This is a genomic window from Clostridium sp. CM027, from assembly GCF_024730565.1.
Taxonomy (GTDB): Bacteria; Bacillota; Clostridia; order Clostridiales; family Clostridiaceae; genus Clostridium_AD; species Clostridium_AD estertheticum_B.
In genome coordinates, this window is record NZ_CP077725.1 from 1,288,108 (window position 1) to 1,314,123 (window position 26,016).

At 29.9% G+C, this 26,016-nt stretch carries 27 protein-coding genes and 1 pseudogene; 13 read left to right on the top strand and 15 right to left on the bottom strand.

The genetic code is table 11. From position 1 onward, the window contains the following. Window positions 1-208 precede the first annotated feature (208 nt). The 4 genes from murQ to KTC92_RS06145 are packed head-to-tail and all read left to right on the top strand — an operon-like array spanning window position 209 to window position 4,479. Entirely contained in the window at window positions 209-1,114 is a 906-nt protein-coding gene (murQ, locus tag KTC92_RS06130; RefSeq protein ID WP_220287081.1) for an N-acetylmuramic acid 6-phosphate etherase, read from the top strand. 17 nt (window positions 1,115-1,131) lie between these two features. Next, on the top strand, window positions 1,132-2,493 hold the full coding sequence (locus tag KTC92_RS06135) for a PTS transporter subunit EIIC (RefSeq protein WP_216302945.1): 1,362 nt from the start codon (window positions 1,132-1,134) through the stop codon (window positions 2,491-2,493). Window positions 2,494-2,520: 27 nt separating this feature from the next. Then, on the top strand, window positions 2,521-3,600 hold the full coding sequence (locus tag KTC92_RS06140) for a DUF871 domain-containing protein (protein WP_216302944.1): 1,080 nt from the start codon (window positions 2,521-2,523) through the stop codon (window positions 3,598-3,600). A 33-nt stretch (window positions 3,601-3,633) separates the two neighbouring features. After that, window positions 3,634-4,479 (top strand): MurR/RpiR family transcriptional regulator, encoded by an 846-nt coding sequence (locus KTC92_RS06145; RefSeq protein ID WP_216302943.1) that lies wholly within the window; start codon window positions 3,634-3,636, stop codon window positions 4,477-4,479. Window positions 4,480-4,806: 327 nt separating this feature from the next. Here the strand turns inward: KTC92_RS06145 and KTC92_RS06150 are convergent, their stop codons facing one another. From KTC92_RS06150 to amrA, 7 genes and pseudogenes are all read right to left on the bottom strand, one after another. Next, the gene (locus KTC92_RS06150) at window positions 4,807-5,412 is read right to left on the bottom strand and encodes an isoprenylcysteine carboxylmethyltransferase family protein (protein WP_220287080.1); all 606 of its coding nucleotides are present in this window, start codon (window positions 5,410-5,412) and stop codon (window positions 4,807-4,809) included. A 16-nt stretch (window positions 5,413-5,428) separates the two neighbouring features. After that, the gene (locus KTC92_RS06155) at window positions 5,429-5,830 is read right to left on the bottom strand and encodes a hypothetical protein (protein WP_220287079.1); all 402 of its coding nucleotides are present in this window, start codon (window positions 5,828-5,830) and stop codon (window positions 5,429-5,431) included. Window positions 5,831-5,854: 24 nt separating this feature from the next. Beyond that, complete coding sequence (locus tag KTC92_RS06160; RefSeq protein ID WP_220287078.1) at window positions 5,855-6,292, bottom strand: LytTR family DNA-binding domain-containing protein; 438 nt, start codon at window positions 6,290-6,292, stop codon at window positions 5,855-5,857. Between the two features lie 174 nt (window positions 6,293-6,466). Beyond that, on the bottom strand, window positions 6,467-6,955 hold the full coding sequence (locus tag KTC92_RS06165; protein WP_258280711.1) for a hypothetical protein: 489 nt from the start codon (window positions 6,953-6,955) through the stop codon (window positions 6,467-6,469). A gap of 151 nt (window positions 6,956-7,106) precedes the next feature. Next, window positions 7,107-7,295: a hypothetical protein gene (locus KTC92_RS06170; RefSeq protein ID WP_258280712.1), complete on the bottom strand. Its 189-nt coding sequence runs from the start codon at window positions 7,293-7,295 to the stop codon at window positions 7,107-7,109. Window positions 7,296-7,341: 46 nt separating this feature from the next. Next, the gene (gene amrS, locus KTC92_RS06175) at window positions 7,342-8,328 is read right to left on the bottom strand and encodes an AmmeMemoRadiSam system radical SAM enzyme (protein WP_220287076.1); all 987 of its coding nucleotides are present in this window, start codon (window positions 8,326-8,328) and stop codon (window positions 7,342-7,344) included. Between the two features lie 11 nt (window positions 8,329-8,339). Then, a pseudogene (gene amrA / locus KTC92_RS06180) lies at window positions 8,340-9,713 on the bottom strand (AmmeMemoRadiSam system protein A). 844 nt (window positions 9,714-10,557) lie between these two features. On the opposite strand from amrA, the gene KTC92_RS06185 reads away from it, so the two are divergent. Next, entirely contained in the window at window positions 10,558-10,779 is a 222-nt protein-coding gene (locus KTC92_RS06185) for a Tn3 family transposase (protein WP_375294767.1), read from the top strand. Between the two features lie 218 nt (window positions 10,780-10,997). Here the strand turns inward: KTC92_RS06185 and KTC92_RS06190 are convergent, their stop codons facing one another. Both KTC92_RS06190 and KTC92_RS06195 read right to left on the bottom strand, forming a co-directional pair. Further along, the gene (locus KTC92_RS06190; protein WP_220287074.1) at window positions 10,998-11,750 is read right to left on the bottom strand and encodes a hypothetical protein; all 753 of its coding nucleotides are present in this window, start codon (window positions 11,748-11,750) and stop codon (window positions 10,998-11,000) included. A gap of 518 nt (window positions 11,751-12,268) precedes the next feature. Continuing rightward, complete coding sequence (locus KTC92_RS06195; protein ID WP_258280713.1) at window positions 12,269-12,760, bottom strand: hypothetical protein; 492 nt, start codon at window positions 12,758-12,760, stop codon at window positions 12,269-12,271. 360 nt (window positions 12,761-13,120) lie between these two features. On the opposite strand from KTC92_RS06195, the gene KTC92_RS06200 reads away from it, so the two are divergent. Then, window positions 13,121-13,591, top strand: coding sequence for a hypothetical protein (locus KTC92_RS06200; protein WP_220287072.1), 471 nt, complete (start codon window positions 13,121-13,123; stop codon window positions 13,589-13,591). Window positions 13,592-13,936: 345 nt separating this feature from the next. On the opposite strand, the gene KTC92_RS06205 is transcribed toward KTC92_RS06200, so the two are convergent. The 5 genes from KTC92_RS06205 to KTC92_RS06225 form a co-directional block, all read right to left on the bottom strand. Next, the gene (locus tag KTC92_RS06205) at window positions 13,937-15,214 is read right to left on the bottom strand and encodes a hypothetical protein (protein ID WP_220287071.1); all 1,278 of its coding nucleotides are present in this window, start codon (window positions 15,212-15,214) and stop codon (window positions 13,937-13,939) included. A 642-nt stretch (window positions 15,215-15,856) separates the two neighbouring features. Then, complete coding sequence (locus tag KTC92_RS06210; protein ID WP_220287070.1) at window positions 15,857-16,453, bottom strand: sugar O-acetyltransferase; 597 nt, start codon at window positions 16,451-16,453, stop codon at window positions 15,857-15,859. 308 nt (window positions 16,454-16,761) lie between these two features. Then, complete coding sequence (locus tag KTC92_RS06215) at window positions 16,762-17,964, bottom strand: NupC/NupG family nucleoside CNT transporter (RefSeq protein WP_216303645.1); 1,203 nt, start codon at window positions 17,962-17,964, stop codon at window positions 16,762-16,764. A 380-nt stretch (window positions 17,965-18,344) separates the two neighbouring features. After that, on the bottom strand, window positions 18,345-18,680 hold the full coding sequence (locus tag KTC92_RS06220; protein ID WP_216303644.1) for a cupin domain-containing protein: 336 nt from the start codon (window positions 18,678-18,680) through the stop codon (window positions 18,345-18,347). 155 nt (window positions 18,681-18,835) lie between these two features. Then, window positions 18,836-19,090 (bottom strand): hypothetical protein, encoded by a 255-nt coding sequence (locus tag KTC92_RS06225; protein ID WP_220287069.1) that lies wholly within the window; start codon window positions 19,088-19,090, stop codon window positions 18,836-18,838. Window positions 19,091-19,285: 195 nt separating this feature from the next. Here KTC92_RS06225 and KTC92_RS06230 point away from each other — a divergent pair, with 195 nt between their 5' ends. The 7 genes from KTC92_RS06230 to KTC92_RS06260 all read left to right on the top strand — a co-directional run bounded on the left by KTC92_RS06230 (window position 19,286) and on the right by KTC92_RS06260 (window position 24,599). After that, window positions 19,286-19,720: a MarR family winged helix-turn-helix transcriptional regulator gene (locus tag KTC92_RS06230; protein ID WP_220287068.1), complete on the top strand. Its 435-nt coding sequence runs from the start codon at window positions 19,286-19,288 to the stop codon at window positions 19,718-19,720. A 19-nt stretch (window positions 19,721-19,739) separates the two neighbouring features. After that, window positions 19,740-21,170 carry an MFS transporter gene (locus tag KTC92_RS06235; protein WP_220287067.1) on the top strand — a complete coding sequence of 477 codons (1,431 nt, stop codon included), beginning with the start codon at window positions 19,740-19,742 and terminating at the stop codon, window positions 21,168-21,170. Window positions 21,171-21,465: 295 nt separating this feature from the next. After that, window positions 21,466-21,999 carry a cysteine hydrolase family protein gene (locus KTC92_RS06240; protein WP_216303641.1) on the top strand — a complete coding sequence of 178 codons (534 nt, stop codon included), beginning with the start codon at window positions 21,466-21,468 and terminating at the stop codon, window positions 21,997-21,999. Window positions 22,000-22,287: 288 nt separating this feature from the next. Continuing rightward, window positions 22,288-23,262, top strand: a complete 975-nt coding sequence (locus tag KTC92_RS06245) for a hypothetical protein (protein ID WP_220287066.1) — start codon at window positions 22,288-22,290, stop codon at window positions 23,260-23,262. A gap of 5 nt (window positions 23,263-23,267) precedes the next feature. Next, the gene (locus tag KTC92_RS06250; protein ID WP_216303639.1) at window positions 23,268-23,813 is read left to right on the top strand and encodes an RNA polymerase sigma factor; all 546 of its coding nucleotides are present in this window, start codon (window positions 23,268-23,270) and stop codon (window positions 23,811-23,813) included. Next, window positions 23,789-24,106 carry a hypothetical protein gene (locus KTC92_RS06255; RefSeq protein ID WP_216303638.1) on the top strand — a complete coding sequence of 106 codons (318 nt, stop codon included), beginning with the start codon at window positions 23,789-23,791 and terminating at the stop codon, window positions 24,104-24,106. The genes KTC92_RS06250 and KTC92_RS06255 overlap by 25 nt, the downstream gene beginning before the upstream one ends. Next, the gene (locus KTC92_RS06260; protein WP_220287065.1) at window positions 24,090-24,599 is read left to right on the top strand and encodes a hypothetical protein; all 510 of its coding nucleotides are present in this window, start codon (window positions 24,090-24,092) and stop codon (window positions 24,597-24,599) included. The genes KTC92_RS06255 and KTC92_RS06260 overlap by 17 nt, the downstream gene beginning before the upstream one ends. 345 nt (window positions 24,600-24,944) lie before the next feature. On the opposite strand, the gene KTC92_RS06265 is transcribed toward KTC92_RS06260, so the two are convergent. After that, window positions 24,945-25,973, bottom strand: a complete 1,029-nt coding sequence (locus tag KTC92_RS06265) for a DUF2087 domain-containing protein (RefSeq protein WP_258280714.1) — start codon at window positions 25,971-25,973, stop codon at window positions 24,945-24,947. Window positions 25,974-26,016: the final 43 nt, after the last annotated feature.

Genomic DNA, 26,016 nt, shown 5'->3' on the forward strand with positions numbered 1-26,016 from the left:
TATATTTTTTGAAAATACTTAGGTTTATCACTGATTACGTTATTATTAATGAAAGCAAGAAGGATAAGGAATATATTCACAAAACATGAATGAAATGAAATAACTTTTTTTTAAAAAATACTTGAAATGTAATTTCAGTTATGCTAATATAATCTCATAAGATGAAACCGTACACAAAAGAAAAATGATCAGCAATAAAGGAGGAAATATGGATATATTAAACTTAAAAAAACTAACAACAGAAAGTAGAAATGAAAATACCATGGACATAGATAAAATTTCAACCTTAGAAATGGTGAAAATAATAAATAATGAAGATAAAAAGGTAGCAGAAGCCGTGGAAAAGGAACTTCCTAAAATAGTAGAAGCCATAGATTGTATAACTTTAAGAATGTATAAAGGTGGGAGATTAATTTATATAGGTGCAGGAACTTCCGGAAGACTTGGAATTTTAGATGCATCAGAATGTCCACCTACATATGGAATTTCTGAAGAACTAGTACAAGGGATTATAGCAGGTGGTAAACAAGCTATGTTTAGTGCAAAGGAAGGCGCTGAGGATTCTAAGGAACTCGCAGTAAAAGATTTGAAAAATAAAAATATAACAGCGAATGATACAATAGTAGGACTTGCAGCATCAGGTAGAACTCCATATGTTATAGGAGGACTAGAGTATGCAAATGAAATAGGAGCATTAACCATTTCAGTTACTTGTAATGCTAATTCACAAGTTTCAAAAACATCGAAAATATCAATAGAACCAGTAGTTGGAGCAGAAGTTGTGACAGGATCAACAAGATTAAAATCAGGAACAGCTCAGAAACTAGTACTAAATATGTTATCAACAGGGGTTATGATAAAGCTAGGTAAAGTATATGGCAACCTTATGGTAGATGTAAAATCAACAAATGAAAAACTAGTTGAGAGAGCTAAGTTAATAATTTGTGAAGCAACGGGAGTAGCTATTGAAGAAGCATCCGAAGTATTAAATAAAACAGATTTTGATGTTAAGCTTTCAATATTCATGATATTATCAAAGCTTAATAAAGAGGAAGCAAAAATCATATTAGATGAAAATAAAGGATATATAGCAAAAGCACTAAATAATATCTAAAATAGGGAGGAAATATTATGGTAAATAAAGATATTGCTAAAAACTTAGTGGAGCTAGTTGGAGGGAAAAGTAATATAAAATCTGTTACAAACTGTATGACGCGATGCAGATTAGAACTTAACGATCTTTCAAAAGCTAAAATAGATAAAATAAAAAAATCTGAAGGAGCCCTTGGAGTGGTTGAGTCAGAGGGACAGTTACAAGTTATTTATGGCCCAGGAAAGGTAAATAAGGTAACTGAAGAAGTAACAAAAATACTTGGGGGAAATCCAGTTATAGGTGAAGATGCAGTAGCAGAAACTAAAAATAAATTAAAAGAAAAGAATAACACTAAGTTTAAAAACATACTTAAAAAACTAGGGAATATATTTATTCCCTTAATACCACTATTCGTAGCTTCTGGGCTTGTACTTGCAGTTAATAATATAGCAGGAGTATATTTGGGTGATGTATATAAAACCACAACAGCAGCTCAAATAATAGGGCTTATAGGTAATGGCGTATTCTCTATATTATCAATTTTAGTTGGTGTAAATGCAGCTAAAGAATTCGGTTCACAAATGCCAATGATGGGTGGAGTATTAGGTGGTATTCTATCATCAGCAGCACTTGCAAAGATAACTCTTTTTGGAACAGCATTAACTCCAGGACGTGGGGGGATTATTTCAGTAATATTAGTAGTAAGTTTAGCTTGTTACATTGAAAAGGTTTGCAGGAAGTTTGTACCAGATGTGTTGGATTTATTCGTTACACCACTCGTTACACTTACACTTTCGGTTTTAGTAGCAATATTTATACTTCAACCAATTGGGGGATTTGTTTCAGATAGTATAGGAATAGTTGTAGCTCAAACTATTGCATCCGATAATATGATAATATCAGTTATATCAGGATCAGTATCAGGAGGGTTATTCTTACCACTCGTTATGACAGGAATGCACCAAGCATTAACTCCAATACATGCAGATTTAATAGCTAATGTTGGATTTACAGTATTACTTCCTATATTAGCTACAGCTGGAATGGCGCAGGTAGGAGCTACTATAGCAGTACTTAGAAAAACAAAAAATGAAAGATTAAGGAAAGTAGCTAAAAATGGATTAATACCAGGATTTTTAGGAATAGGAGAGCCATTAATATATGGAGTAACATTACCACTTGGAAAGCCATTTGTTGGAGCTTGTTTTGGAGCAGCACTAGGTGGAGCAGTTATGGCAATATTTAAGGTAGGAGCAGTTGCATTAGGTGTATCAGGATTACCACTCGCATTATTAATTGCAAATGGAAAAATGCCAGTATTCTTATTAGGTGTATTGGTATCATATATAGGTGGATATTTCTTTACTAACATGTTAGGTTTTGAAGATCCAGTAGAATAACAATCTATGATTTGAGGAGGGATTTTTATGAGTTATGGTTTTTCTATTTATTTTGGACTAGACAATACAAAGGAAGAAAATATAAAGTTATTAAATGAGGCCCATAAACTTGGATTTACTAGAATATTTACCTCATTTCATATACCAGAGGCAAATTATAGTATCTTAAAGACTGAGGCACAAGAATTTTTCAAATTGGCTAAAAAATATAATATGGATATAATAAGCGATATTTCTCCTAACACATTTAAGTTTTTAGACTTAAATGATATGGATTTGAAGGGACTATTTGATATAGGGGTTAAGACTATAAGAATAGATTTTGGATATACAGAAGAAGAAGTATCTAAAATGAGCAAAAACACTTATGGAATTAAAATACAACTAAATGCATCAACAATAACTAAAAAGTTTTTTGAAAACCTAGATAGATATTCCCCTAATTATAAAAATGTTGATGCATTACATAATTTTTATCCAAGAGTGGGTACAGGTATTTCAGAAGAATGTATGAAAGAAAAAAATTCTATTTTAAGTAAAAGAGGAATAGAATCTTCTGCTTTTGTACAATCAAATAATAGAAAAAGAGGCCCATTATATGATGGCCTACCAAGTTTAGAAGATCATAGAGGTATAGAAGTAAGAGAGGCTGCGAATCATTTGTTTGCATTAGGAAATAAATCTGTATTTATAGGTGATTCACTTCCAAGCAAAAAAGAACTAGAAGATCTATCTGGATTAAATCCAGATGCAGTAGAGCTTTTTATAGAATTAAAAGAATATGATACTGTAACCCTAGGATTACTTACTGAAACTTACACCCAAAGAGAAGATGAGGCTAGAGATGCTATAAGAGCTAGTGAAAGTAGATTAGTTCTTAATGGAAATAAAATAAAGGCCTTAAATACAGTGGATAAAAATTATGGAGATATTATTATAGATAACGAAAATTACATGAGGTATATGGGAGAATTACAAATATTAAAAACAAGTCAAAAGAGTGATTATAGGACAAATGTTGTAGCTTCTGTTTTACAAAATCATATTTATCTATTAAAATATATAAATGGTGGTAAAAAATTTTACTTTAATATAGTAAATAAATAGAGCTAACATCAAATGTAAATAGGGTGTGATATTATGAATGTATTACAATATATAAGGCAAAATTACGATAGTTTTACAGATAGTGAAAAATTAATAGCAAATTATTTATTAGAAACTAAGAAAAGTATTATATCAATGTCAGCTAAGGATATAGCCTATACTACTAAAACATCAGCTCCAACAGTGGTTAGGTTTGCTAAAAAAATAGGTTTTAATAGCTTAAATGAAATGAAGCTTAAGTTATCCATAAATTTAGATAAAATGGATCAAGATATAGGGTTTCAATACTTGGATAAAGATTTAGGAACAAAGAATATAATTCATGTAATAAAAAATTCAGTAGATTCTATCATGGAACAGACAGTTAGATTTTTAAAGGAAGACGAACTAGATAATGCAATAGAATTACTTATAAATGCTAAAAATATATATGTATTCAGTGTAGGAGTATCAGCTTTAGTAGGTCAAGATCTTTATTATAAGTTAAGCAGGATAAATAAGAGATGTATATCACATACAGATACACATTTGCAAATAACCTCATCTATACTAATGGAGCCAGGTGATGTAGCAATAGCAATATCCTACTCAGGGGAAACAAGAGAAGTTATTAAATGTGTAGAAAATGCAAAAAAGAGAAAGGTTCCAGTAATAGCAATAACAAAGGCTAGTGTAAATAATAAGATAGCTGATATCTCAGATGTAGTATTACGTGTGCCAGCAGTAGAAAAATCTTTAAGGGAAGGTGCAATTAGCTCGAGAATATCACAGCTAGCAATAATAGATATGTTATTTATAGGCATGGTTAGAAATAATATAAAAGAAGTTGAAGAAATCTTAATTGAAACAAGAGAAGCAGTTAAAGAATTGTATAAATAGGGGAAGTTAAGTATATTGGTGTGAAAAAACCAAGATGTTATATTGAATCAAAAAAGCCACAGTACATTTTTTACTGTGGCTTTTTTATTAGTTTGAATGTAGGTGGTCGGGTACCTCAACATCAATTATTGCACTGCGATTTAATCTTTCCTATCCATGTTAAGCTTGTCACAACGCAGTAAGCTTATCTTCTTTAACGAAGATTACGAAGGCTCACCTTTCGTTTATACTTTCCATTTTTCACCTAAGGTATCGCTTCTACGTAACGCAATACCTTAGGTACTTAACCCTATGCGCCGAAAACCCATTCAAGAAAACGTTTATTAGTCACCAAATAAATGGAATAATTCTATAAGTATTATCTTTGTAATCCTTATAGGTCTCTTTAAAGGTTTTTTCTAATATTGTTTCTTCAATTGTAATTCGATATCCATAGATTACAACAATAATAATTAAAGTTCCTATAACCCCCTCAAAGCTTCTAAAAGATAATGTAATGCCAATTAAGGATAATATACTTCCACTATAGGATGGATGTCTTAGGTATTTATATGGACCAGTTTGAATTATTTTTTGCGTTGAATTCACCTGTACAGATAGTGTAAAAAAATTACGTAGAGTCCATACAGAATAAGATCGGAACAAAACTCCAATGATAATAAAAAAAATACCTATCCAGAAAAACAACATTGGAAGTATAAAGTGGATTTGCTTTCTACAAACAAGATTTAAAAATATTATGGATACAAAACCAGCTACAAGTAAGAAGTAAGACCCTTTGTCTCCATTTTGTTTCTCTCCTGAATGTTTTCTACTGATCCAAGAAGTAAAACACCAAATAAATATTTCTGAGATCAGAAAAAAAATGAATACCACTTGAAAAGTTCTCTTAATAGTTATTAACTCGAAATATGTATTCCCAAACAAATACATATATATTACCTCCTTATTATTTTTCTTGTAATTTCTTATTTATATCTTTTGCATCATTTTTACTATCTTTATATAAGCTTAAACAAGCTATTGCATAGGCCACAGCAATTATTAAAATTATTTCTATTACTGAAGGTAAAGAAATAATTTTAATAACCTTCAGTGGTATTCCAATAGAAAAAACCACACTTATAATTATGAATAATTCAAAAGCCATATGTATAATTGGGGACTTAACATGAATATTTTCCATAAAATACAGAACTGATTGTATTAATAAAATCAAAAATAGCAAACTAGCCTCTGATTTTACACCAATGGTTACTTGATGGTTTATAAGATGTATAATAATTACTAAAATTATTGTTATAGTAAAGGCAACACAACCACTGCAGAAATATTGATTTATTTTTTTCATTGCTTCCTCCAATTCTATTATAAATTATATCTCTAAAATTCGTTTAATTTCCTGTACATAGCTACGATTAATAATTAGTTTTTCTCCATTTGATAAAGTTGCAAGCAACCGGCCATTAATTTGACCTTTTACTTTTTCTAATTTTGCAATATTCATAAGGCAAGACTTATTTATTCGAGCAAATTTTGCACCTGATAATTTTATTTCTAACTCATATAATTTCATATCACTTTGATATACGTCTTTTTCGCAATAAATATAGATTTTATTATCAACAGCTTCAAAATAAAAGATATCATCGGAAAAAATCCGTGTATACTCATTTTCTATTTTGCCACTTATAGTTATTTGATCCTTAGATAGCTCAGCTGCTAAATGATCAACATAGATAGTTCTTTCTTTACATAGTATTTTCACCTCGATATCTTCCATTAAAGGATCTTCAATTATTATTATTCTCATAACTTCCCTCCTTTCAAAAAAGCATATCATAGGTATTAGATGATAACAATCGTCACACACTTATGCTGCTTATAGCACCTCGTAAGTTACATTTTTTGAAAATATTAAGCATAAAAAACACCTATAGTCTAAACACCTTTTTTCAAAGTGTCCTGTCTATAGGTACCATTATAATTAGAACTCTTCTTTCTTTTCTTTTGTATAATTAATTAAAAAATATATAAAGATCAAATAAAACATAGCATTAAATGAATATTTATTTAAATAATTTTCTTTATAAAAAAAATGGAATAATATTATTAACACTATGAGGACACAATATGTAGCATTAAACACTTTTATCAGTTTTAGTTTTAAGTTCAAAAAAAATATATTAATACTTTTAATTTTTAATAAACTAAATATAATCATGGGTAATATTAAAACTATGATTAATGATATCACTATATGTCTTAATCCAATATATATACTTTTATTACTTAAAGATATCATACCTATACCAATCAAGTATAAAAATGAAACCTCTATAACATTTTTTTGAATGTTGGTATATATTGATAATTTTTTATCATCAAATTTTTTTATAAATATAACATTTAAAAACAATACAGGCAAAAGCAAATAGCCTAATCCTTCTAATACAAAAATAAAAATCACCGCCAAATGAGTATTTGCTTATAAATATAACATAAATATTCTTATATGTAAATAAAGTACATTAATGGAGTTCTAAGATACCCTATGTGCAGTATCAACGATTTGCTTCTTTTTATTCTTAAAGATGGAACATAAATCACCAATGAAATTTTTACAATTACATAAAGTTAATTTTAAAATTATTCCATCCATAATAGTATTTCTTTTCTTTACCAGTCTTCTGTTCATTTAAAGTGAAATATTCTTTAAAGCTTATATTCTCATTGAACAGGAACCATTCGTGACTCATTATATTTGCTTGAATTGGTTTTAAGTCAACAGACATCTCTTGAAATAAAACCTCCAAACTACATTTATGCGAAATAAATTTAGCTTTGGAGATTATTGTTAATTTAAAGTATAATATTTATTTTATAACCACACTTTGGACATATATCATCACTAGTATTAACATGAAGCTGGCATCCCTCTCTTGCAATAAGCTTGTAACTGCACTTTGGGCAGTAAGTCGAGTTATCTGTGCCTGCTACATTACCTAAATATACGTAGTTAAGATATTTTTTTGCTATTCGCCTATCTTTATACATTACCTCAACTTTTGTAGCAGGATTATCCATCTTATAGTTTGGAAAATATCTTGATAAATGAAGTGGAATATCTTTATTTAATGAGGCAATAAATCCTGCAATTCCCTCAATTTCTTCTGCAGAATCATTTTCTCCATTTACGAGTAGAGTAGTTACCTCTACATGACACTGTTTTGATGCTATTTTAATAGTATCCATAACAGGTGTCACACTGCCTCCGCATATATCCTTATAATACTTGTTGTTTAACGCTTTTAAATCAATATTCATAGCATCCACATATGGAAGAAGTATCTTTAGAGGTTCTTCTTTAATATAGCCATTCGTAACCACCACTATATTTATATCTTTTACCGTTTCTTTTAATAGTTTTGATGAATTGTATACATATTCATACCAAATAGAAGGTTCATTATATGTAAATGCTATCCCAATATTACCTTCCAGACTTTTGCATATTTCCACTAATTTTTCTGGTGGTACATATTCGCTCTTTGCTCTCCCTTGGGATATGGAGTAATTTTGGCAAAACCCACAGCTAAAATTGCAACCAAAGCTTCCTACAGAAAGTATATTGCTTCCTGGCTTAAAATGATATAGTGGTTTTTTTTCTATGGGATCTTGAGCCATAGAAGTTATTTCTCCATAATTTATCGTATAAAGTTTTCCCTTGCTATTTACCCGTACATTACATATGCCATGAGCGCCTGATGGAATATGGCAATTATGAGGGCAAAGTTTGCATTTAACTACCTCTCCTTGTTTTTCATAAAAGAAAGCTTCTTTTTCCATAATTACCACTCCTATTTATGCCTTATAACCTCAAACTTTTCTATAGAATATTTTTCATTTGGGGAAATTGATGCTTTATTTAATACTATACTTATTTGCTCCTATATGGTATTAATACCAGCAAGATCTGGTAATAGTAGTCCACTCTTTCTACCACTTCTCACAATAATTCCATATTTTTTAGGATCTAATTGTTCTTTTATAGCTGCTATAGGCTCCGTTAAAACATCTACGGAAAACACAATATCCTCAAGTTCTCCCTCCGATACGTGACTAAACCTTGGGTCCCCTTCTCCTGCTTCAATGGCATTTCGCATTATTTCACTTGCTACACTTTCTGTTACAGGAAAAATTGTACCTATGCAGCCCCTTAACTGCCCAAATTTTTTAAGAGAAACAAATACCCCTCTTTTATTATTTATCATTTCCTCTGTTACATAGTTTGGTTGATCCATGAAATTACCCTCTATTAGATAATGAGTAAGACTTTCTCTGGCAAGCCTAACATAAACATCTTCGTTATTTACTCTTTCCTCATATTTTTTTCTTTTTTCATTAGTAATTTCTGATAATGTATCTCTATCACTGTTTTTAAGGTCAAATTTCATTACCGCATAACCCACTCCGAAGGTGCCTTCATAGGAAAGGAGTTCTCCCTTTATTTCATTACCTTCCATTGCTCCAAGCATTATATAATAAGACCTTAAGCCACATTCTCCAGCATTTTCAACCATTTCTGGATTTATATTAAATACTCCTGCTACATCACCCTTTGTTAATAGACTTATTATTTCGGCATCAAACACTTCTCCATAGGGATTATAATCATAAGGTCCTTCATCTTTAAGATGATGTGAAAGATCACCACTTCCAATAAATACAGCATTTTCATTGCTCTCCTCTATTGCCTCTTTAATGAGTTTACCAAATTTATATAACTGTATAGGACTAAGCCCCCCATAGGTAATATGAACAAGCTTAAAAGAATTATACCTATCAACAACAAAGTACAGTGGAACTATGCTGCCGTGATCTAATTCATATTCTCTATCGTATTTTTTAAGAAAACTTGTGCTTACTTCTACCGTTGGTATATTATTACTGCGTGCCTTAGCCATAATTTTCCCTGTCAAATCCATGTCTATTTCAAAATTCATAGAAACTTTTGACGCCCCAAATTGCTTTAAATTTCCTGAAATAGAACTTTCAAAAGAAAGAGCTATGGCATCTGAAAACATAGTTCCATGTGGTGTCACTACTATTATTACTTCTGGTTTTAACTCTGATATTTCGCCTCCAATGCGCACGCAAGCATCGTATGTGTTTTTTATCTTTTTTTCCTCTCCACGTCCCACTTCTGGAATTATTATAGGTGGATGTGGCATTGTATAAAAAGCTTTTATTTTTCCCGTTGTAATCACCTCTCCTATTCATTACTTTAAATATCATTTAAAAAAATATCAAGTCAGTATTCTAGCCTAATCTATTTTTATATGCATAAATATTTTACCCACTACTTAGTGTTCATATCCATAAAGGTTTTTTAGCATTAGCTTAGTTTGGCCACTTTATAATGAAACAATATGTTTTCAATTTCCTCCACAACAACAAAGTTTTCTATTCTTATACCATGCTTTCCGTTAAGAAAAGATTAATTACCATGTGTATTTCTACTATTGTTAATGTTTTTCTATTGATTTTTATAATTATTGCTATATTAAATACATAATCTTTTTAGCCAATTTAATTTACATCCTTATGCTTTACAAGGTTTAAAGATGGTAGAGAATGTTGTAGGGGAACTTACGGAAACTGGACTCAGTAATGCCAAGCTATTAGGTATATTAAGAAATGGATACGAGAAAGTCCGTTAAATATAACATCTCATTATATGGAATGATTTATATCAAATATGGGGGCATTTATAGCAACGGAACCGAAACGGCAGTATGACTACCTTTATTTGTAAATATGTGATTAGATTAATCTTGCTGAGGATTACCGTATTTTTTACAAGTAAAGTAATCTAGTGCGATAGATAAATAAATTAAAAATACAGGCCATAAGCAGTTGTGATAGTAATAATAAAACTCTTTTCTAAGATTTTCTTAACACTATTATTTACAACAAACGCCAGTACACTATCACCTCACCAAATGTTTCCTGGAATAACCATGCAAGTTTTTCTCTAAGAACCTCTTCCTTAGAGCTACCAACATTAGAACCCCTATCAAAATGTTCCTAAGAGGTGGACATCCAACCATACTGGGTCATGCAATTGGAGAATTTGGACTAATTTTTAAGACCACTCATAAACTATCATTTTTGGATGACAAAGATTATCGTAGGCGTATTTTAGCACAGCTAAACCGTGGAGAATCAGAAAATGGTCTTAAAAGAATCGTTGTATACGAAAAAAAGGCATTGGATGCTATCAGAAATGAACATTAGTTAACACATAAAGTATTATAATAACAACCTCTTTAGAGCAAGGAAGTTGTTATTATGGTAAAAATAAAAGTCAGATACGATTGGTAAGTACTAATAATTGATCTCTTAATTAGTTGGTTTGATTTTATATCCACTTTTTTGTCCACCCGTTTTACAAAGATTCAGAGGCGCCGTACCTATAGCCCCTTATTATCCATAGATTTTCAACAAAAATAAACTTAAAAATAAATAGATTCAATCTTTAATTTGTTCTTTGCAATATAACATAGGAAAAGCATGCTAATAACATTGATTACAGGTAATCCCATAGAAATAGTGTATAATATACGAATTTTTTTATTTGCTACTGCTACTGAAGTTACTCGAATAGTTCCATTTACAGATGTTATAAAGAATATAACTGCTAAAGTTAATATAGAAATTATACAAATTGCTAGAATAACATAAAGCTGTGCAGCTGCTGGAAAAAGCAATACACCCCATATGAAAAACCAAGAGAAGGTACCTAAAGCGTCTTTTCCATAATTTGGAGTGTTAATTATCAAATTAATTGCATATATTATGAATATTAATGTTGGTATTATATAAAGTATGTTACCAAAAATAGAATACTGTAAAAGTCTTACTCCTGAGCCAATTTTCTTAGCACTGTAATTTATATCTTTACTGACAAAGGTAGACCCTGGGAACATATTAACTATACCTAAAATTACTATTACAGTTAATAGTATCTCCAAAGAATATATACATCTCGGAATTGAAAGTGATAAATTTTCAATAGAATAGCCTTTATATGGTGAAACTAATGCAGTAGGAATGACTAACAAAATAATAGGAAATAATCCTAGCATAATATATATTATTTTAGGATTTATTATTTTTATTTTCCTTGTAATAAACATAATAGTTATTGAAAGTAAGATAATTCCTCCAATTAAAACTAGAAAAACCATAATTAAAAAATCCTTCATATTTTACGCATACCTCCGAAAACAAAATTATTCTACAAGTAATTACTATAAATATACTGCATTCATACTTATTCTACATTTTTCTTACAATACCTCTAATTCTAAATATGCAAAAATATTAATATATTCGTTGTTCCAATTTTTCTACATATCTGTAAACATGAATAAAATTAATTTGTTTCCATATGACATTGTTGGGTAATGTGGACTTCATTATTAGTGAAGTATTTCTCATCTGTTACCTCCCTTTGGAATTACTGCTTTTCGCTTTATTCCTGTTGGTTTGAACCATGGTAGCTTTTGCTTTTTCTAACGTTAATAGTAATCGTTTCTATACCCCAAGGAGGATTGTGGGCACTATAATATATACATTAAAAATTTTGAAAGCCGCTTTTAAATTAAACAAAATCATTCTTTGCTCAAAATGTATCGACCCGCAGAATATTTTGTACCGGACCAAGCGCTATAACCCTTACATAGTTGCGCTATGTAAGGATTATGCCATTGAAGTCTGCTTATTATTGCTTTGAAGATTCCTTATATTGAATCGTAAACTTTGATTGTGCATTACCTAAAAATACGATTGTTCCATTTTTAGACAATGTAACCTTTTTAATACCTGTAATTAGAGAATCATTCACTAAAACTCCATTGCTATCATAAACTACAAAGGCTGTATTCTTCGGTATATCTACAGTAATTTCCTTACCAGCTGATTCCTTATCTATTTTATACCAGCTAGCATATCCGTCTTTCTTAATTGTAAATTTGAATTTATTCTTTGTTGGAAAAGTTTCAATTGCATCTTCTGATACATAAGTAGCACCACCTGCCCTTAGGTATTCAACCTCATCCTTTTTATAAAATGTGTAGTCCAATAGGTCACGTGATAATACATCTGGACCATCTAATATAGCAACAGCTGAATTATTATCTATAATTTTGTTTAAGCGAAAATATCCATCAGGCCCTTTCGTAAGGCTAACTTGTACATCGGGACATTCCAACATATACATTAATGAAGAGTATTTTTCATTTATTAAGAAATATTTCTTCCCCTCTCTTTTTGCCCAAGCTTGTGAAACACTTTCTGTTAACTTATTTACTCAGTATACATAAAATTATTGGCTCCTATGCCGGACTCGAAAATAAATTTTTATCTTTTAAATTGCATTAAATGTTCCAATTGTTTATTATTTTCAATTTTAATACTAGATAATTAATCACAGTATATTTTTATTTGAATAACATAGAGTAGCAGTTAGAAAAACTGATACTGCTAGGAGGTAAAACTATGTATAGTTATTGGCACGCTGATATGAGCGAATATGATAAACAACAACGTGAAAAGTCCCTCATACACGATTGTAATGAATGTAAAAGACATGAATGCAATGAATGTAAAAGACACGATTGTAATGAGTGTAAAAGACATGAATGCGATGAATGTAAAAGACACGATTGTAATGAATGTAATAGACGCGAATGCAATGAATGTAAAAGACACGATTGTAATGAATGTAAAAGACATGAATGCGATGAATGTAAAAGACACGATTGTAATGAATGTAAAAGACATGAATGCGATGAATGTAAAAGACACGATTGTAATGAGTGTAAAAGACACGATTGTAATGAATGTAAAAGACATGAATGCAATGAATGTAAAAGACATGAATGCGATGAATGTAAAAGACGCGAATGCAATGAATGTAAAAGACACGATTGTAATGAATGTAAAAGACGCGAATGCAATGAATGTAAAAGACACGATTGTAATGAATGTAAAAGACACGAATGCAATGAGTGTGATTAACCATCTTGAAAAATTTGACAAGTAATAAATGTATTCATAAATAAAACCTATTATATTTATGAATGATTTATATAGATATGAATAAGCTGCTTTACACAAGCAGCTTATTTTTCAAATAAGCCTTGCATTAAAATACAATTGAGTTATATTCGGGATAGCGCCAACATTTTCGACAAAACCCACGCTATGGTTTTAATGTCAGCTTTATGGAAAACTTATCTTGCTACTAATAAGCTCTGCTGTAATATTTAAAATGAGGACTTTAGCTTTATAAAATAAAGACCTTGAAGCCAGTGAACTTAAAACTTGTGAAATAGTTCATAAATATATTGATAGTCTATACTTTGAGTTTAACCTATATCGTAGATTCTTATTTAGAAATGTACCATTTACTTTGAGATTTATACATATCCTTATATTTCTGAAACTTTTGAAATACACCTGAAGTATTTTTAAATATACTTCCTTTAGAAACATATCGAGTATCATGTCCATTAAATTCAACTATTGCAACAGTTTCACCAGGTTTTATATCAAAAGAAACATGTGATAGTGAATTTTTAGTACTTCCAGGGTAAACAAAAGAAACATCCTCTATATTTATTCCAGGAATCCCCTTTGTTTTTACATCTTCTCCTTTACATTCGTCCATGTCAAAAAATCTTATAAGATTTTTCACAGTACCAATCTTTGGAAGTACGCTGCCTATATTCCAACATATCATTTCTTCCATCATTCCTATAAGCATATCTAAAGATCCAAATACTGCACCAAAAGCACCTATTGATATTGATTTATCTAATGCACATTTTACAAGAATCAGAAGAATTATAATATAACCGCTTAAAGTTAAAAGCTTTAAGCTGAATTCTATAACCGCAGATTTTTTCTGAGTTTTGAAAGCTTCATTATTAATTATTGATAAAGCATTTTTATAAAGTTTTTTAAAGTATCCAAAACATCCTAAAATTCTAGTTTCTTTAAAATATTCCCTATCCATAATACATTTTTCATAGTATTGGTATTCTCTCCTTAATGGAGCAACTTTATCTTCAAGATTTGCAAAAAGTCTAACTTTTAACACCTGTGCTAAAGTTACTGGAACAAATATAATAAATATTGATAGTACAAGTATAGGCTTTAATTTGTAAAGATATATACCCATAATCACAAAATACGGAATATACACTAAAAGCACACCAAGTAGTACGTCTATTGCAGACATTCCTCTGTTAGCACCCTCTTCGGCTTTATTTATATCATCAAGGAAAAGAGGATTCTCAAAATCAATAGGATTCATTTTTGAACTTTTTATATTGATTTTTTTTATTATTTTTCCAGATACTTTTTTAAATAAATCTTTGTATACTACATTTGAAGCTCCATTCAAAATTTGAACGGTTACAATACATCCAAATAATAAAAAAATCTGGATTAATAAATTTACAAATGTTATTTTACCTAAAATATAATTAGACACGGCATCAAAAAGGTTACTTATAGCTATAGTATTTAATGCTAAAAATATTCCTAACAAAATTTTTATCAAAGAATATATAGATATATATATAGGACAAGCTTTTAATGTAAAAGTTAGTAATCTTTTAAATATTTTAAACAGAGAAACATCATCTTTTTTCTTTATCATAACCATCAATCCTTTTTATATTAACAATAGAGTATGTTAAAAAACTAATTAATTAGTTTTTTACATTCCAATTTAAAATGCAAAATTTAAGAATTACTTTTTTACTGCGTTATGAAAAAGCTTTATTTGATTTTACTCGCAAAACGCGGGGAATATACGTTAAGACAGTTATTACTAAAAATATATTTTATTATAAATTTTAGTTATGCATACTTACACTACCGCTCTTAATTGTCCATCCATCAAATTACTCCAGAGCCACTCATTCTAGAGCTAGATGCAGTCATTGACATTGTAAGATTTGTTCCAGTAAAACTTCGGGTTACTCCTCATCTAGTAGTATCAAAACTTAAAGTAGAAGCGTAGCTACTCGCAAATACTACAGTTGGTATTACCAGAATTACTAAAAGTATAGCTGCGGAACAGATTTTTTCGTTTCTTATTGGTCATATTAATTCCCCCTTTTATATATATAAAGTAACTCCATACATAAAATAGATTCCATGTCGTTTACAAAAAAGCTTTAACTTCAAATTATATTTTGTTGCAAATTTCAGGAAGCATACATGCTGGCGTACAAAAAATAACACCGCTATCTAGCCGGTGTTATTTGTAAATATCTATTTTATATGAGAACCCTATTTATTTAATTTTAAAGTTTTTAAAGTAGTATTTCTTATCTTCCTCTGTAACTTCTCTTATTATTTTACAAGGATTACCTACAGCTATAGAATTAGATGCAATATCTTTAGTTACAACGCTACCAGAGCCAATCACTACATTATCACCAATAGTAATTCCTGGATTTACTATAACACCACCTCCTATCCAAACATTATCGCCTATATTAATTGGAAATGCATATTCAAGTGCTGCATTGCGTGGTTCAAAATGAATAGGATGACCTGCGGTAAAAAGGCTTACGTTTGGTGCAAACATAACATTATCACCAATTGTAACCTTAGCGCAATCTAAAATAGTACAATTGTAGTTACTATAAAAATTTTCTCCAATAGAAATATTATATCCATAGTCACATCGAAATGGTGATTCTATATGGAACCCACTCCCAACTACACCTAATAATTTCTTTACAATTTCCATTTGCTTCTCACCTTGGCTTGGGCGTAGGGTGTTATAGTCAAATATCATTTCTTTTGCATATTGGCGTTCAGATAATAGTTCTTCTCCGAATGCTTTATATGGTTTTCCACTTAACATTTTTTCTTTTTCTGTCATAGCCTCTACCCTCCATATTATATAACGCTTGAAAATCGCATTTTCTCTTATTATTTTACCATATTTACTGTAATTTAAATCCAAAATACCAATAAATATATTTTCAGATAATTTGAACTGAAAAGTTGTAAAACTAGTTTATTATGTTTATATATAGAACATTGAGAAATCTCGAGATAGGGAAATCATTAAATGTACTATAGCAAATAGAAAAATTCAGTTTACAAAAAAAGATATGGGCTTCATTTTAAACTATGAATCCCATATCTTTTTTTATATTATTATTTTATATGACTAACTTTAATATTCTATATTGCAATAATTAAACCTACAATTAATGCGCTTAATATACTTACACAGAAACCACCTATCATTCCTCTAAAAGCAAGTTTTGATAGTTGTCCTCTCTTATCTGGACAGAATACTGATATTCCTGATACACAGATTCCCATACTTGATATGTTTGCAAAACCTGTTAATGATACTGCAAGCATAAGTCCTGTTCTATAATCTAATGTGCTAATTACTTTACCAAGTTGTCCAAATGCTACAAACTCATTTAACGCCATCTTACTTCCAAGTAATTGCCCTGCAAGTAATACTTGGTCATTCGGAACACCCATTAAATAACCTATTGGTGCAAATGCATATCCGAGTATTCCTTCCAGTGATACTCCAAAGATTCCAAGAAATCCATTAAGCATTGCAACTAGTGCTACTATTGCTATAAGTACTGCACCAATTCCAAGAGCCATATTAAGCCCTGCAGATGCGCCTTCTGAAATAGCTGATATTAAGTTTTCATTATCACCCTTATTATCTATTTTTAAATTCTCTATTTCACTCGCCACTTCTGCCTCAGGAATTAATATTTTAGAGATAATTATACTTCCGAGTGGCACTAATGTACTACCAATTAAAAGATATTCCATAGGTATTCCAAGACCAACATATCCCATTATTACACTAACGGACATACTACCCATACCTGATACAAGCACTAGCATTATTTCACTTTCAGTCATTTTAGGTAGATACTTGCTTACAAGTAATGGTGAATCTGTTTGCCCTAAAAACATATTTGCTACTGCCACAAAACTTTCTACTTTGCTTGTTCCAATAACCTTTCCTATTGCTCCACCTATTATTTTAATTACAAGCCCTAAAACTCCTAGATAAAATAAAGCTGAAACCAATGCTGATACAAATATTATGTTACCTAATACTTGTATACCAAATACCATTCCTGTTGGTGCAGCTCCGTCTGCTAATGATCCAAATATAAAGTTTAACCCCGCACTACCATAGTTTAAAACGTTACTAACCCCATCTGATACATTTTGTATAACTACCCTTCCCAATGGAACTTTAACTAATAAGATTGCCACTACAAATTGTATAGCAAATGCCTTAATAATTAATTTCTTATTAATATTGACCTTATTATTTGATACTAGATATAAAACACCAAATAACATTACAATCCCTAATAAGTTTCTTATTATTATCATAAATTATTCCTCCACCTTTTCCTTATTCTTATACAATTTTACTAATTATTGATAATTTAACCCTTTAAGAACCTTCAAAAATAACAAGTCAATACGCTTGTCTATTTTTCAGCATGCCTTATTAGTTTATTTTATACAACTATTTTAAAATCTTATAACTATATTATACCAAAGGCTAGTAATTATTGGTGTCTTTATTTAAATAAATTGTCGAATTTAATAAAATAAATTAAGTTTCTAAAAAAATAGGATACTGCAGCTACTAGCCCTTATTTATTTTCTGGCAAACAAAAGCACTAAAAACTAATCAATAGAAAAGTTTTTAGTGCTTTTTTTAATTAAATCATATGCGGAGCTACTATTGCTACAACCTTAATTATTTAACCTTTTATCACCGTTAAAAGCATTTGGAATCTTACGCGAGCTTCAAGTCCATGAGGAACATTAGAAGGCATGATTATTGTTTCGCCTGCCTTAACATTGAAAATATCATTATCTATGGTAATTTCCGCTTCACCATCTAATACTTGAACCATAGCGTCTCCAGGAGTTACGTGGGTGCTGATACCTTCTCCTTTATCCAGTGAGAATAATGTAATACTCACAGATGGTGTCTGCGCAATCGTTCTACTTATAACCTGGGCCTCTTGATAAGATATTAAATTCTTTAAATCAATTACTTTTGAGAATTCTATATTTTTAATTAAGCTTTTCATACTGTTACCCCCTTAAATTCTTTAATTACAGTATATTACTATTAGTGATAAAAGTCCGTAACTTACGTTACCTTTTATAATAATTATCGGCAGTTGCAGTCTCCTTCAGAAAATTTCCCGGGGTATATTACCAAATTGCGGCACAACTTATTTTGCTAACTTTCTTCTACATGATCAATATAGTCAACATTTTTCAATTCGGATAAAGCATCTTCTACTGATATATCATCTATGATTCTGGCAGTAAGAATTAAACCTCTCTCTATACCTTCATCCCACTGAAAATCAGTCATAACGGCATCAATACCTAGATTTTCAGCCATGTCTTTTGCACTAATCGTATCAGCTTTATAATCTTCAAGCCCCTCTTCTGTTATTGTGACATCATAAATTGTACTTTTCATTGACATTTTATACACCGCCATATCATTAATATTTTTTAACCTACTATATATATATAATGTTCTACAGAAATCTTAAAATATACCTGTATTTTTGGTTTAAATATATGGTTGACGAGTCAACAAAATCGTTCTATAATAAGGTTGACTTATCAATTAAAACAAGAAGTTTTTTAATATACTTGAGTATAAGGGGGTTAAATTTTGAAAGAAGATATAATACATTTAATTAAGCTCAATAATAAAATTTTTAGAACCACCCAGGTTTATTTGGATAAGGTGTTAAAGAAATATGAATTAAGCAGTGGTTCTTACCCATATTTACTTGTATTAAATGAAAATGAAGGTATAAGCCAGAATAAAATAAGTAAAGAATTAGGTTTTGATAAAGCAATGTCAGCTAGGACTGTCACAAAACTTATAAACCTTGGATACTTAGATAGAAAAGAGGATGAGGCCGATTCTAGAGCATATAAATTATATTTAACACAGAAGGCTAAGATTATAATTCCAAATGTGCTCAATGAAATTCATAAGTTGGAAGGTCTAATAACAAATGATTTAAGTGAAAAGGAGAAAGTTATTACCCTAGATTCATTGAATAAGATTTTAAATAATATGAAAAATTTTAAATTATAAGGATAAAAGGAGAATATAAATGGAAGCAGCAAATAATAGCATTAATAAACATAGATGGGTAATTCTAATTATAATTGTAATGGTAGTTTTTATGTCTACCCTAGATAGTAGCATTGTAAATGTAGCTTTACCTATGATGGCTAAATCTTTAAATGTGACATCAGCAGGTATTCAACTGGTAGTAACCAGTTATTTAATTATAATTTCAGCAACTATATTAGTTTTTGGAAGATTGGGGGATATAGCTTCTAAAACAAAGATATTTAAGTTTGGTATAGCTTTATTTACACTTGGTTCTTTATTTTGTGGAGTAACAAGTTCACTGTTTGTTTTAGTCCTAGCTAGAGTAATACAAGCCGTAGGGGCCGCAGCCACTATGGCAAACAGCCAAGGGATTATCACTGCAGTATTTCCATCAAATGAAAGAGGGAAAGCACTAGGAATCTCAGGATCCTTCGTGGCACTTGGAGCTTTAGTTGGGCCTCCACTGGGAGGATTTATAGTACAAGCTACTAGTTGGGAATATATTTTTTTAATAAATGTCCCAATAGGTATAATAACTTTACTTTATAGTTTTAAGATACTTCCTAAAGAACACAAAAGAGCAAAAGGAAAATTAGATGTGCCAGGAGCGTTATTGTTTATGTTTGCTATAGTTCCTCTATTTGTAGCTTTAGGTAAAGGTCAAGAGGTTGGATTTACTCAGCCCATAATTTTATTAGGGTTTTTAATCGCAATTATTTCTTTTATTGTATTTGTTATGGTGGAAAAGAAATGTGAAGACCCTTTATTACAGCTAGAAATTTTCGAAAATAAATTGTTTTCACTTAGTATATTTTGTGGATTCATATTCTTTGTAGCCATCTTTTGCTCAAGTATTATTCAACCTTTTTATCTTCAGGATGTGATGAATTTTTCACCTTCATCTACTGGTTTATTACTTATGATCTATCCATTAGTTTTGTCTGTGGTGGCACCTCTTAGTGGACATTTCTCAGATAAAATAGGCTCAGAAATTTTAACTTTTATTGGGTTAGTAGTTTTAAGTTTAGGTTTAATATTAATGTCAACTCTAAATGAGAAATCTTCAACTATAAGCATGGTAATTTTTATAGGGGTTATGTCACTGGGTACTGGGTTATTCCAATCACCTAATACTTCTTTAATAATGTCAACAGTATCAAAGGATAAGCTAGGCATTGCAGGGAGTATAAATGGACTTGTAAGAAATTTGGGAATGGTATGCGGCATAGCTTTATCTACTACTCTTTTGTATAGCATGATGAGCTATAAAATTGGATATCATGTAACAGATTACGTAGTAGGAAGAAATGATGCATTTATTTACGGCATGAAAACTGTATATATAACTGCAGCGGTTATTTGTATGATTGGGGCAATTTTAACCTCTTTGAGATTATTTAATCGAAAAGATAAATTAGAAAACTAAAAAATACCTGATCTACACAATATTATATTCCCGTATCAATAGTATTATTGATTGCGTTATTTATTTTTAACTTAATAGTTTTTATACGTACCGCCAACATTCACGACAAAATCCACTTTAAGACATAAAATTGACATAATCATGATAAAATAACGGCGAAGTCAACTAAAGATACATATGAATTATGCATTAGGTATTCAATCTGAACATATTTTTCTATGGAATATACATCATTAATAGTATAATTAAGTAAATATTAGTCTTATATAGATTAAATTAAAAAGGAGATATAACTATGAGAAATACAGCCCTTTTAGTTGTAGACGTTCAAAATGCACTAGTCTTAGCCAAGCCTTTCGCAGTAGAAGAGGTCATTAGTAATATAAAAAAATTAATTAAAACATGTAGAGAAAAAAATGTAGAAGTAATTTATATTCAACATACTGATAAAATTGGGGGTGAATTAGAGCCTAATTCAGAAGGCTGGAAAATCTATGGAGAAATAAGTCCTGCTATAAATGAAACGGTAATAAGTAAAACTTTTAATTCTGCTTTTAAGGAGACAATTTTAAAAGATTATTTAGATAATAAAGGTATTAACAAATTAATTATGACAGGTATGCAAACAGAGTATTGCTTTGATACTACTTGTAAAGTTGCATTTGAGTATGGGTTTAAGTTAATTATACCTGAGAAAACAAATACAACATTTAATAATGGAAATATATTAGCTAAAGATCTATATGAACATTATAACTTTAATATATTTAATGGTAGATTCGGTATTGTAGAATGCCTAGATAATACAATAGAAAGATTAATAGGTTAACTAATAATAAAGCTATCCAATATAACGAAATTTATATTGGATGGCTTTTTTATTTTATTTATAGCTAATATTTGATATTATAGCCAATTAGCCTCTAACCCCAATATCGGAATTAGTGATGGACAAGAAGTTATACCTATTATGGTATTCTATTAGACTATTCCCAAGGTCCATGTACCTACATTTTAATAATATAATAAAAAATTCCACAAAATTTAAAAAAGTCTGTGGGTTTTTTCATAGTACATACGTCTAAACCTATGAGAACTAAATTAAAGGGGGATTTTTATGAGAAAAATAGGTACGATTACTTCTTCAATAGGGCTAATTTTTCTTGGTATCTGGATGATTATATATATGAATAATCCAGAACTTGGTAAGCAAATTTTTATATGGTGGCCTGGGATTTTCATTCTACTGGGAGTAGAGATATTAATACAGTCTAATAGAAAGCATGAGAGCTGTAGAAATCAATTTAATTACTTGACGATTTTAATTATATTTTTGTATTTAGGAATAAATGTATTCCTTAATTTATCCGGAAAATTTGGAAGCATAATAGATAAAGTTGGGTCTGGCATTGAATTTAACGACGAAAACTTTAAAATAGGTTCTTTAAATAACACAAAAAAAATAAGTGCATCTAAAACCTTATCTATTAATGGAAATAGACTTGTATTTAAAGCTCCCAATGCGGATATTAAGATTTGTAGATCACAAGACCAAAATATAAAAATCCAAGCAGATATCTATGTGAAAGAAAATAGTTCTGTTAACGATTATAAAATAGCTGAGGAAAAAACTATGGAGGGGTATGAGGTTAATATTAAAGAAAGTTATATTAAACATGTCAAGGCATATATATATGTACCTTATGGATACAATTTAAAAATCGATGCTGCTAATTGTCAGATAAAAACTATTGATTCAAATATAAAATCTAATATAGATATTGATGCAAGTAATGCAAATATTTCCTTAGAGGGAGATATTGAAAAAAGTAATATAAATGTTTCTAATGCTAATATATATTTTAGAAATAAACTTTGTAAAGATATAAATATGAATGCAAGTAATGGTAAGATTACTGTATACACAGAGAGTAAGAACTTAAATGTAGACGCGAATATAAATAGTGGAGCATGTATAGTAAATGGAGAGAAAAGAGTAAATAAAGGAATATCAACAAAAATTGGGAATGGGGACGGTAAATTAAAAGTTGATATTGCTAATGGGGTAGTGAGTGTTAATAGTCAGGAGTGATTTTTTTGGAAGAACACCAAATAGTAGAGAGACTTAGAAACAAGGACAATGAGAGCTTTATTGAAATAGTAAATAAGTACAAAAGAAAGGTTATCTCTTTATGCTATGCATATACTCAAGATTACTTTGAAGCTGAAGATTTGTCGCAAGAAGTATTTATTGCCTTGTATAATAATATAGCAAAATTTAGAGAAGAATGTTCGTTATCCACATATATTTATAAAATATCAATATCAAAAGCTTTAGATTATAAGAGAAAGAGAAATCTAAAGGGATTTTTAACCGGACTTTTTACTAATAATATTCAACCGACGGAATGTGACATAGATGAGAAAAATCATGTCAGGAAATGCATATGTAGCCTTCCACGAGATTTAAAAGAAGCTGTAGTATTATACTATTATGTAGGGTTAAAGGAAAAGGAAATATCTAAGGTTTTAAATGTATCTCAAAAAACTGTAGAGGGAAGAGTTTATAGGGCAAAACAAAAACTGAGGATAGAAATTCAAAGGGGGGATATCGAAATATGCACGAAAAATGGGATGATTTAGATAGACTAATACTAAATTCCTTTGAAGAACATGAGCTAAGTAGCAATTATAATGAGAAGCTAATAAACAGAATTGAAAAGAATAAAAAAAGTTCAATAGATATTCCTGCTATGTCACTAATTGTTGCAGGGCTGACTATGATGCTGATAATTAGTACTAACTTACAATATAAAATAATTAAAACACAATGCAGATTAAAAACAGAAATTATGGTTGTGCAATATAAATATAATGAAAACATGAATGATTTAAAATATTTGATTGGAGATGGATATAATGCAAAAAAGAAATGATTTTTTAACCTTTATGGCAGCCTTAGTTCCTGGGCTTGGATATATGTACTTAGGACTTATGAAAAAAGGAATACAAGCAATGGTTATATTTTTCATGGTGGAACCCTTATTTAGATTTATTGGGTTAGGAGGATTAACAAGCGTAATTCAAATTCCACTTTGGTTCTATTTGCTCTTTGACACATTCAATATCGCTCATAAGCTTGATCGCGGCGAAAATGTATGTGACTCTGACTTTATATTTAGTAATTATCATAATTTCAATAAGAAAGAAAATCTAAATAATGATACTATAGAAAACATGAAAGATAAAAGTGGGCTAATAGTCGGCTGTGCATTGGTGATAATAGGTGTTCTTTCAATTATTAATAAATTATTTGGAAGTAATTCAATATATGATTTTATAAAACAGAGCATAGGAATATACTTTGTACCAGTACTTTTTATATTTATTGGGGTATATCTTCTAGTGAAGCCACATCAAAAGAAATAGTATAATTCCTTTATAACATTCCTATATGTCATCCCAAGCTATTTCCTATACAATAAAAAGTTATATTTTTATGAATGTACGATTTTATATTAAATCGTACATTCGTTTATGACGCAATTTAAGAAAACTCTGTCTTAACAGAGTATTTCATCTCCTTCAATAACAATCATAACAGAATATTGAGTTGAAAACATACCACCAGTTGTACTATATTGAATGTCCTTAATTTTCAATTTATTTAATTACACATTGTCCTGGACTTTTGAACCAGCATAAATGGCGACCTCTACAGTGTTTAATATCTTTTTCTGCTAAAAATACATTTACAGTTTCTGCCCCTAATATTTATTTATATAACTTTAGGTTCTCTCCTTGACTTTCAATCCACATATTTAAAAGATCTTTTAAATCATCAACCTTTTCTTTATCTGTAGATACCTCATTAGGTTTAAGTTTTTCTACAACTTTGAACTCAAAGGCATTCTCTCCGTAAGCAGCCCAATCCTCTTGTAATCTTTTAATTTTAATCCTACCTAAATTTAATTGAAACTTAATTGATTCAAAGGGCTTATATAAATTTGTACATATATTCACATTAGAATATCCATTAACCGTATTATATATTTGAATTATACCCATCTGTATTTCTTGCTGCTTATAGTTGTTTATAATTTCTTTTTTATTTATATTTCTCATGATATTTTCCTCACAATTCTTATAATATTTGCTGCCATCATTGGTTCTGCTCAAGTATCGATGGTCTACCAGGTACCGTCGTATTATTGCATCATCTTCATAAATAGTTTTAATGATTTTCTTTACTTCAGCTTCCGTATATTCTCTATCAGGTTCAAACAAATCAGCAAACCTTGGTAATAATGCTTTCCGCTTCTCTTCTTTAACAGGGAACACACGAAGCTTCGGATTTTTTATTTTTGGCATCTTTTCCTCAGCTAATTCCATAACCGCCAAAAATGCCCGTGCTTGTCTTGCCCTCTCTCTCAATGCAAATCTCATATTTCTTACTGTGGATTCTGCACATGCAAGCTTCATTGCTATTTCTTTGTCACTATATTTATTAGATACCATATCTAAAAACTCTTTTTGAATTTCAGTCAATCCTGTATATTTCTTGTCCAGCATCAGCAGCATTTCAATAGGAGTTCCATGATTTGCAGTATGAATATTTACACTTTCATCATTTTCGCCAATATATTTTCCACATATTAAACAAATAAATTCTGCTTTTTTACCATCCCATACATAACTTCTTTTAAAATCTTCAATAGTTGCACTGCGAATAAACTCATTCATATCTTTCTCCTGTCTATTAATTTCATAGACAGCATAACATTTTTTCTTTATTTTTGTCAACTATAAATTTGTAACAAATAAAATAAAAGGAGAACCCACATCA